Here is a 9,410-nt window from a genome sequence, read left to right as displayed (position 1 = left end):
TCGATGCGCACCGGCGCCTCGACGTAGCCGCGTTCGCGCACGTGGTGAATGGAATGGCGGTCGTTGACCACCAGCGGGATGCGGCGCAGTTTGCCGCTGACGCTGAAGTTGGTTGCCTTAGGTGCCTTGCGGATATAGCGCGGCGGGCGCAGCTGCACCGGGTCGGCACGGAAAGACTCAACCACCATGCTGATGTATTCTTTCGGGCAGAGGTGGCCGTAGCGCCGCTCGAGGATGGCGCGGACGATCCTGCGCGCGGTCTCGGCCGGCAGGGGTTTGTTCTGGCCGAGATCGTCGAGCACCAGGTAGGGCGGATTGTCGTCGTCAGGCTTGACCGGTGTTTCGTAGGCCGTGCCGATGATCGGACGGGCGCCGTATTTTTCGTAGAATTTCAGCCGGGCCTGGTTCTGCGCCAAAATCGCCGGGTCTTTGCACAGGGCCGGGTCGTCGGGCAGGCATTCGAAAAAGATGCCGTGGCAGCCGAGCGACAGGGCCTCCTCTCTCAGCCTCTCGTAGAGCGCCCCGCCGATGCCGCCGCCGGTGGCCGACTTGGCTGCCGAAATGTAGTCGAGGTAGGCGAAGTGCAGTTCCGGGTCGTGGGAGAGCAGGGCGAAGCCGGTCACCTTGTCGCGGTTGTCTTCGGAGACGTAAAGGATGGAGCGGAAGCGATGTTTCAGCGGGTTTTTCAGCAGGTCGGGAATCTTGTCGATATCCTCCTGCTTGAGGTCGGGAAACTGCTCCCGCAGAATGGTTTTTACCTGGAACATCGCCTCCTGGTTGTGCGGGGCGACCTCGTCAAAGAAGCGGCGGATGATAAACATGAAGACCCTCGACCGAAGCGGCGAAAAAAGAAGGATTGCACTGTCTGGATTCTAGCGAAGAATAAGAAAAAAGACAGCGGAATCTGCCGGCCGGCGTCAGGAGCCCTTTTCACCGGCCCACTCCTGTGGCATGATTCAAAAAAACAAAAATGGCCATGCCCTTTATGGTCGCAAGGAGAACGCCATGAACTACCAGATGATTCACAGCTGCATCCGGGTCATGAACCTGGAGAAATCGGAACAGTTCTACATGCAGGCCTTCGGGTTCGAGATCTCCCGGCGGCTCGATTTCCCCGACTACAAGTTCACCCTGAGCTATCTCAAGGCCCCCGGCGGCGATTTCGAGCTGGAGCTGACCTACAACTACGATCAGAAAGAACCGTACCAGCTCGGCAACGGCTACTCGCACCTGGCGCTCGGCGTTGCCGACCTGGAAGGCTCGCACCAGAAGCACCAGCAGCAGGGTTTCGACCCCAAGCCGCTCAAGGGGCTGGCCGGCGGCAAGCCGAAGTTCTACTTCATTGCCGATCCCGACGGCTACCAGGTCGAAGTGGTGCGGGTCTAGGCAAGCCGGCACGGGAGAGGGCGAGGAATGGCCGAATCGGTTCATGACCGGCTGGTCTACTATACCGAGGCCGAAGAGTTGGCCAACCGACTGACCCACGGATTGGGCGCTCTGATCAGCCTGGTGGGCATGGTGATCCTGCTGATTGCCGCGAGTTCTACGGGGGATCCCTGGAAAATCGTCAGCTGCGCGATTTACAGTACGGTATTGACCGCCTTCTACGTGATCTCAACGATCTATCATTCGGTTCGCCCGCCTCATCTGCGTTACCTGTTCCGTATTCTCGACCATGCCGGCATCTACCTGGTCATTGCCGGAACCTACACACCCTTTACCCTGGTCAGCCTGCGCGGCACCTGGGGCTGGTCGCTGTTCGGCACGGTCTGGGGATTGGCGGCAGCCGGCGTGATTTTCAAGGTTTTCATGACCCACCGGCTACGGATTTTGGGGCCGGTCTTTTATATCGCCATGGGCTGGATTGCCGTGATCGCCATCAAGCCGCTGCTGGTGGCGCTCACTCCGGCCGGGATGGGCTGGCTGATCGCCGGCGGGGTGGCCTACACCGGCGGGATCGTCTTTTACGCCTGGGACCGGATTCCCTACAATCACGCCATCTGGCATGTCTTCGTGCTGGCCGGCAGCGCCTGTCATTTTTTCTCGGTGCTCTGGTACGTGTTGCCGACGTAGCGCAGATATGCAGTTGCGATCTGTTCCGATTGCCGTTGCCTTTTTTTCGCGATTCGACTTAGGATATCCGCTGGTTGTCAGAGGGGGAGTTTTTTGCGACTGGCCGTTAAGCATATAGTCTGGCTGACCTTGCTGCTGTACCTGTTGAGCGGCTTCGGTTCGGCTTTCGGCGCCTTCTGGTGTCCTTCCCTGGAGGAAGGCTGCGGTCTGGGGGCGGCTTCTGCGCCCTGCTGCGTGCCGCAAACAGGCGCCGTAACGACTCCAGTGTCTGCCGGCGGCCTGCATGAGGCCGAATGCTGCGCCTCATGTCTCGATATCGAACTCCAGTTCCCCACCCTCAAGTCGCGGGTCCGCCCTCTGCGGGTCCCCGTTATATCACTCTCCTTTCAGCCGACGGTCAATCCTGTTAGAGCCGCACTGGCTTTCGCTGCAAGTCCCTTCTCCTCAGCTCCGGATGAACCGGGCCCCCTTCTTGCCCAACGTCATTTGCGTACTGTCGTTCTGTTGAATTAAGCCGTCCGGCCGCCGATTGCCCCGTGATTTTCCGTGGCGCTCCCGGGAATTATCCCCTGCGCCTGCGGATCGCTTTGTTCTGTTTGCGACAGGAGTTACGCTGTTGAATGCGCAAAAACGTACGTTGCTAGACACGCTATGGGATTTTTTCGCGTCCCTCAAACTATCCATCTCCCTGCTGATCCTGCTGGCGACGACCTCCATCATCGGCACCGTCATCCAGCAGAACCGCACGTCCCAGGAATACCTGCAACTGTATGGGGAAAAGGTCTATCGTCTTTTCGATACGCTGCAGTTTTTCGATATGTATCATTCCTGGTGGTTCCTGACCCTGCTCGGGGCTTTTTCACTCAATCTGCTGACCTGTTCGTTCAAGCGGCTGCCGCGGGTCTGGAAAACCGTCACCGCATCCGAACCCGAAGCTGATGAGGGGGTATTCCAGACCCTGGCCAACAGCCGGCAGCTGCGGGTCGCTCTGCCTTCCGAAGAGGTCGCCGGTCGCCTGGAAAAACTGCTGACCGAGCGCTTTGCCAAGCCGTCGGTCAGCCGCAAGGACGGTCGCCTGTACCTCTTTGCCCAGAAGGGGGGCTGGTCACGCTTCGGCGTCTATGTCACCCATCTCTCCATCCTGCTCATCTTCGTCGGCGCCATTATCGGTAATCTCTGGGGCTTCAAGGCCTATGTCAATATCGAGGAGGGCGGCTCGATCAGCCGGGTCTGGGCCGCTGGCGGCAAGGAGCCGATCGAGCTGGGCTTTGCCGTGCGCTGCGACGATTTCAACGTCAGCTACTACGATGGTTCAAATCGGCCCAGAGAATTCATGAGTATCCTGGATGTTATCGATGGCGGCCAGGAGGTGATCAGCGACCGGAAGATTATCGTTAACGATCCGCTCAGCTATAACGGCATCACCTTTTACCAGTCGAGCTACGGCCAGGCCGGCAATCCGCAGCTGAAGATGCAGGTCAAGGTTCGGGCCACCGGCGAAGTGCTCGATTTAACCGTCGCCGAAGGCACCCATGTGCCGCTGCCGGGGGGCAGCTCCTTTGCCGTTACCGGTTACACCCCCAGTTACGGCCAATTCGGTCCGGCCGTGGAGATGCACATCAACACCCCCGACGGCCGGCACGGCAAGCCGTTTCTGGTGCTGCAGCAATTCCCCGCTTTTGCGGCAAAGCCTGATGCCGATTTCAGTTTCACCCTGCTCGACTACCAGGAAAAAATGTATACCGGCCTGCAGGTCAAGAAGGACCCCGGGGTCTGGGTGGTCTGGGCCGGCTGTCTGCTGATGGTGGCCGGTTCCATCGTCGCCTTCTGTTTTTCTCACCGGCGGCTCTGGCTGACCATCGAGACGGGCAACCCGCACAGCCTGGTCCGTTTCGGCGGCAGTGCCCATCGCAACCAGCCGGCCTTTACCCTCTTTTTTGATGACCTCAACCTGCGCCTGGATGAAACCCTCGGCGGTGAACCCGCCGCGGCAAATACGGAGACCAGATCATGACCAGTTCACAGTTTTTCAATATCACCACCTTCGCCTATTTTGCGTCCATGCTGTTGTTCATCTCGTACCTGATCAGCCGCAGTCGAGGTGTCGCCCTGGCGGCCACGGCGGTGGCCTGGGCCGGTTTTCTCGCCAACAGCGCGGCGGTGCTGATGCGCTGGTTCGAGGCCAAGGGGATGGGCTACGATCAGGCTCCCCTCTCCAACCTGTATGAGTCGGTGGTTTTTTTCGCCTGGTCAATCCTGCTCGTTTACCTGCTGATGGACTTCAAGTACAAGCAACGCGCCGTAGGCGCTTTTGTCCTGCCCTTCGCCTTTCTCGGCATGGCCTGGGCCCAGCTCGGCCTCAACGATGAGATTCAGCCGCTGGTTCCGGCGCTGCAGAGCAACTGGCTGACCTATCACGTGATCACCTGTTTTCTCGGCTATGCCGCTTTCGCCGTGGCCTGCGGCGCCTCGATCATGTACCTGTTGACGGCGAATCGCCAGCAGGAGGGGAGCAGCACTCGCCCCAGCATCTTTCCCAGCAGCAAGGTGCTCGACGACATCAACTACAAGGCGATCATGCTCGGATTCCCCCTGCTGACCCTCGGTATCGTCACCGGGGCGGCCTGGGCCAACTACGCCTGGGGCACCTACTGGAGCTGGGATCCGAAGGAGACCTGGAGCCTGATCGTCTGGTTCGTCTACGCGGCCTTTCTGCATGCCCGCTTCACCCGCGGCTGGGCGGGCAAACGGGCGGCCTGGCTCTCGATCGTCGGCTTCGCGGCGACGATCTTCTGCTACCTGGGGGTCAACCTGGTTCTTTCCGGATTGCACTCCTACGGGGGCTGAAGCACCTCGATACCGAAAATGTCCCCAGGATCGAAGGGAAATCGCATGGATTTTAGAAAGATAAAAATAATTGCAACCACGCTATTGCTGATGCTGCTGCCGGCCGTGGCCATGGCCCATGGTATTTCCGAGGCCGACAAGCAGGCGATGCTTGACGGCGGCTACCTGCGTTATGTCTGGCTCGGGGCAACCCACATGCTGACCGGTTACGACCACCTCCTCTTTATTTTCGGGGTGATCTTTTTTCTGACCGGCTTTCGCGACATCGTCAAGTACATCACCGCCTTCACCCTGGGGCACAGCATCACCCTGATCTTCGCCACGGTGTTCGGCGTGTCGGCCAACTATTTCCTGGTCGATGCCGTTATCGCTTTGAGCGTCTGCTACAAGGGGTTTGATAACCTGGATGGCTTCAATAAGTATCTGGGCCGGCCCTCGCCCAACCTCATCCTGGTTATTTTCGGGTTCGGCCTGATACACGGTTTCGGGCTCTCTACCCGCCTTCAGCAATTGCCCTTGGGGGATAGCGGACTGATCGGCCGAATCCTTTCCTTCAATGTCGGGGTCGAATTGGGGCAGATCATCGCTCTGGCGATCATGCTGCTGATCATTTCCAGTTGGCGCCGAACGACGTCCTTTGCCCAGTTCAGCACCCTCTCCAACGGGGGTCTGATCGCCGCAGGGGTTTTTCTCTTTATGATGCAAATGCACGGCTACGGTCACACCACCGACCCGGACAGCTACGGCTTCAGCAGCGACAACCACTATCATGAACATAAGCAGATGGACGAAGAACTCGCGGAGCGTCAGAAAAACACCCACCAAACAATCTTCTAGGAGAAAAACATGCGTAAAATCATCATCAGCCTAATGACCCTTTTTGCTCTTTCGGTGGGTTCGGCTTTCGCCGGAGCCGGTCACGATCATGGCCCGATTACTCCGATCAGCCAGGCTGAAGCAAGCCAGAAAGCGGTCGGCATCGTTGCCAAGATTGTTGAATCAGGGAAAATCGATGCATCCTGGGCCGAGGTAAAACCGGACGTCGCCGAAAAAAAAGAGTACCAGCACGGTCCTGAATGGTTGGTCACTTTTACCAACCCCAAGGCAGAAGATCCGGCGAAACAGACGCTCTATGTATTTCTCAGCTCAGGCGGGAAATATCTAGCCGCCAATTTTACCGGGAAATAACCATAGGCAACGCCTGTGAAGGATCATGCGCAGGCGGCCTGTTCCAGCGACAGACCGCCTGCGACCATGAATAACCTGGGATCGCAGTAGCGTCGGCCTGGCGCGCGGCCCGAAATGGGACTGTTTTAAACTGAAATAATCAAGGTTGTAAGATGCACACCCACACCCTCGAAAAATGGCAGCACCCCCACCGCTTTCATAACGAAAACCGTTCGGCAGAACGCAACACCATGAAGGTCATCTGGCTGACCCTGATCATGATGGTCGTCGAGATCGTAGCCGGCTGGGTGTACGGTTCCATGGCCCTGCTCGCCGACGGCTGGCACATGGGCACCCATTTCTTCGCCCTCGGCATTACCGCCTTCGCCTACTATTACGCCCGCAAGCATGCCGACAACCCTGACTACAGCTTCGGCACCGGCAAGGTGGCCGTTCTTGGCGGGTTCACCAGCGCGATCGTGCTGGCGGTGGTGGCCCTGCTGATGGCTGTCGAGTCGCTGCAGCGGCTGTTCCGTCCTGAAAACATCCGTTTCGACGAGGCGCTGCTGGTGGCGGTGATCGGCCTGATCGTCAACCTGGTCAGCGCGCTGCTGCTCCACGGCAGCTCCCATGCCCCCACCGACTGCGACCATCATCACCACCACCATGATCATAACCTCAAAGCCGCCTACCTGCATGTTCTTGCCGACGCCCTGACCTCTGTGCTGGCTATCGTCGCCCTGCTGGCCGGCCGGCAGCTGGGCTGGGTCTGGCTCGATCCGGTGATGGGGGTGGTCGGAGCCTTGGTGATTACGCGCTGGGCCTATGGACTGCTACGGGATACCAGCCGGATTTTGCTCGATCGCGAAGGGTGCCAGGAGACACATGGCCGGATTCGGGAGCTTATCGAAGCGGATGCCGACAACCGCATCGCCGACCTTCATCTCTGGAAACTCAGTTCCAGCCAGATGGCTTCGATCGTCTCCATCGTCACCCATCATCCGAAGCCGCCCGGGCACTATAAGGCTTTGCTTAAAGAGGTGCATGATCTGCATCATGTGACCATCGAGGTCCATGTCAGTGAAGGGGCCCCGTGTGTTGATGGACACGCCTGAGATAGCGATCCGGCCAGCTGTCGATTTCCGTTGACAGGGACGTACTGAATAAATATTCTGGCTGTCATTAAAGGGGAGTAGCATCCGGCGGGAGACATCGCCGGCCCGTGCTTCGTCAATACGGCGGCCTTGCCGCCCGGACGCGGGGTAGCGATCTATCAAGTCGACATTTGCAAGACCTTTATTCACAGCAGTCGAACCATGCCGTGGGTAAAGGTCTTTTCTTTTACCTGCGGCGCAACCAACGCGTACGGAGGTAATAGAAATGAACACCCTGAAAACGACCTTTCTGCTCACCTGTCTTACCCTGTTGCTCGTCGCCATGGGCAGCGCCATCGGCGGCCAATCCGGCATGATCATCGCCTTTCTCATCGCCGGCGGCATGAACTTCTTCAGCTACTGGTACTCGGACAAAATCGTGCTGAAGATGTACCGCGCCCGCGAGGTCAGCGAGACCGAACAGCCCGCTTTTTACAGCATGGTGCGGCGTCTGGCCGCCCAGGCGAACATGCCGATGCCGAAGGTCTACGTCATCCCGACCCTAAGCCCCAACGCCTTCGCCACCGGCCGCAACCCGCAAAATGCCGCGGTGGCGGCTACCGAGGGGATCATGCAGATCCTCTCTGCGGACGAACTCGAGGGGGTCATGGCCCACGAACTGGCTCACGTGCAGAACCGCGATACCCTGATCTCCACCATCGCCGCCACCTTCGCCGGGGCGATCTCCATGCTCGGCAGCATGCTGCAGTGGGCGGCCATCTTCGGGGGCGGCAACAGCGAGGACGAGGAAGGCGGGGGCGGCATGCTCGGCGGGCTGGCCATGGCTTTCATTGCGCCGATGGCGGCGATGCTGATCCAGATGGCGGTCTCCCGCAGCCGCGAATACCTGGCCGACGCCTCGGGGGCCCGCATCTGCGGCAATCCCCTCGCCCTGGCCAGCGCCCTGCGCAAGCTGCAGATGGCCTCGCAGAAAATACCAATGCAGGAGGCCACCCCGGCCACCTCGCACATGTTTATCGTCAATCCCCTCACCGGCGCTTCGATGCTGAAGCTGTTCTCCACCCACCCGCCGATGGAAGAGCGTGTCGCGCGGCTGGAGGCGCTGGCGGGAGGACGCTAGTGTACTCCCGCCAGCTGCAGTCAAGATCATGGCGGGCAGACATGGACTGCGCCTGATTGTCTTTGCCCGAAACGACGGTTCTTGAGTTTTCGGCCCTGTCTATTGCCGATGAAAGGTCCGGAGCCGATGGACTGGTTTTCACCGGCTCCGGACCGACTCCGATAACAATAATGAATATTTTATCGCCTGCCCGATTGAGAGATGGCGGAGAATGGTTAAACTTTTGGTGGGAGTGGAAAGGTTCATTTAACCTTCATGGAGGGTCTCGATGAGTGACGAAAAGCAAAAACCGGAAGATCATGAAGATGTTGGTTTGTATCAGAAGCTGGCAGACCGGACCGCCGAGATCCTGGCCGAAGGGAAAAAGACCCTGGACGGGGCCCTGAAAAAGGCCAGTGATGAAATAACTGCCGGCGGCGAATATTCCCGGGAACAGGCCGAGAAGATCAGTGCCTATCTGCGGCGGGACTTGTCGGAAGTCGGCAAGAAGGCCCTGCAGGCGCGGGATGCCGTGCTGGCGGCGGTGGAGCCCCATCGGGTGGTTGCCGGGATGCAGAGCGGCCTGGCAAAGCTGTTGAGCACGGCGGCCGATGTCTTGTCCGAACTGGCCGGCAAGTCGGAACAGGGGCTCGAATTCAAGACCGGCGAGGTGACCAGCCCGGGAACCCTGACCTGCAAGGACTGCGGCAAGGAGATGCACTTCAAGGCGACGGTGCGGATTCCGCCTTGTCCCCAGTGCCACAAGACGGTATTTCGTAAATCTTACTGATATTGGTGCCGAAGCAATGCCAACAACAAAGGCCGCCCCGAAAGGGGTGGCCTTTGTCTTTATCCGGAAGACGCAAGCAGCGGCGCCAGGTTGCCCAGGTCGACGGCGGCCAGGTCACGCAGGCGGCGCAGGATGACCAGCAGTTCAGGGTGGTCGGGATGGGTCGGGATGTGTACGGCGCGGCACAGGAACTCTTCGCGGCTGAAGGTGCCCCAGTTGACCAGCTGGCTGAGGTAGACGGAGGCACCGTAGCGGCGGGCCCGTTCGACGAAGGCCGGCAGTTCGCGGAAATTGTTGTGCTGAACCACGCAGCTCAGCT

General features: G+C 59.3%; 11 protein-coding genes and 1 pseudogene. 10 read left to right on the top strand and 2 right to left on the bottom strand.

From position 1 onward, the window contains the following. Nucleotides 1–821: N-acetyltransferase family protein (locus tag ABYV89_RS11115; RefSeq protein WP_432823021.1), on the bottom strand; the 821-nt coding region annotated here is incomplete at its 3' end. 184 nt (nucleotides 822–1,005) lie between these two features. Between ABYV89_RS11115 and gloA the strand changes: the two genes are divergently transcribed. The 10 genes from gloA (at nucleotide 1,006) to ABYV89_RS11065 (ending at nucleotide 9,091) form a co-directional block, all read left to right on the top strand. Continuing rightward, nucleotides 1,006–1,386: a lactoylglutathione lyase gene (gene gloA, locus ABYV89_RS11110; RefSeq protein WP_432823020.1), complete on the top strand. Its 381-nt coding sequence runs from the start codon at nucleotides 1,006–1,008 to the stop codon at nucleotides 1,384–1,386. A gap of 27 nt (nucleotides 1,387–1,413) precedes the next feature. Further along, the gene (trhA, locus tag ABYV89_RS11105; protein WP_432823019.1) at nucleotides 1,414–2,073 is read left to right on the top strand and encodes a PAQR family membrane homeostasis protein TrhA; all 660 of its coding nucleotides are present in this window, start codon (nucleotides 1,414–1,416) and stop codon (nucleotides 2,071–2,073) included. 93 nt (nucleotides 2,074–2,166) lie between these two features. Then, complete coding sequence (locus ABYV89_RS11100) at nucleotides 2,167–2,586, top strand: hypothetical protein (protein ID WP_432823018.1); 420 nt, start codon at nucleotides 2,167–2,169, stop codon at nucleotides 2,584–2,586. A 103-nt stretch (nucleotides 2,587–2,689) separates the two neighbouring features. Continuing rightward, nucleotides 2,690–4,087: a cytochrome c biogenesis protein ResB gene (gene resB / locus ABYV89_RS11095; RefSeq protein WP_432823017.1), complete on the top strand. Its 1,398-nt coding sequence runs from the start codon at nucleotides 2,690–2,692 to the stop codon at nucleotides 4,085–4,087. Next, entirely contained in the window at nucleotides 4,084–4,920 is an 837-nt protein-coding gene (gene ccsB, locus ABYV89_RS11090; RefSeq protein WP_432823016.1) for a c-type cytochrome biogenesis protein CcsB, read from the top strand. The genes resB and ccsB overlap by 4 nt, the downstream gene beginning before the upstream one ends. A 45-nt stretch (nucleotides 4,921–4,965) precedes the next feature. Further along, nucleotides 4,966–5,757, top strand: coding sequence for a HupE/UreJ family protein (locus ABYV89_RS11085; protein ID WP_432823015.1), 792 nt, complete (start codon nucleotides 4,966–4,968; stop codon nucleotides 5,755–5,757). Between the two features lie 9 nt (nucleotides 5,758–5,766). Next, nucleotides 5,767–6,108: a DUF6488 family protein gene (locus ABYV89_RS11080; RefSeq protein WP_432823014.1), complete on the top strand. Its 342-nt coding sequence runs from the start codon at nucleotides 5,767–5,769 to the stop codon at nucleotides 6,106–6,108. 152 nt (nucleotides 6,109–6,260) lie between these two features. Next, nucleotides 6,261–7,202 carry a CDF family Co(II)/Ni(II) efflux transporter DmeF gene (dmeF, locus tag ABYV89_RS11075; RefSeq protein ID WP_432823013.1) on the top strand — a complete coding sequence of 314 codons (942 nt, stop codon included), beginning with the start codon at nucleotides 6,261–6,263 and terminating at the stop codon, nucleotides 7,200–7,202. A gap of 265 nt (nucleotides 7,203–7,467) precedes the next feature. After that, nucleotides 7,468–8,322, top strand: a complete 855-nt coding sequence (gene htpX / locus ABYV89_RS11070) for a zinc metalloprotease HtpX (RefSeq protein ID WP_432823012.1) — start codon at nucleotides 7,468–7,470, stop codon at nucleotides 8,320–8,322. Between the two features lie 268 nt (nucleotides 8,323–8,590). Continuing rightward, nucleotides 8,591–9,091 carry a zinc ribbon-containing protein gene (locus ABYV89_RS11065; RefSeq protein ID WP_432823011.1) on the top strand — a complete coding sequence of 167 codons (501 nt, stop codon included), beginning with the start codon at nucleotides 8,591–8,593 and terminating at the stop codon, nucleotides 9,089–9,091. A 59-nt stretch (nucleotides 9,092–9,150) separates the two neighbouring features. On the opposite strand, the pseudogene ABYV89_RS11060 reads toward ABYV89_RS11065, so the two are convergent. After that, nucleotides 9,151–9,410 (bottom strand): annotated as a pseudogene (locus ABYV89_RS11060) (radical SAM protein); the annotation flags it as partial.

This window comes from Trichloromonas sp. (assembly GCF_041583255.1).
In the GTDB taxonomy this organism is placed as follows: Bacteria; Desulfobacterota; Desulfuromonadia; order Desulfuromonadales; family Trichloromonadaceae; genus Trichloromonas.
This window is presented reverse-complemented; position numbering and strand designations above follow the sequence as displayed.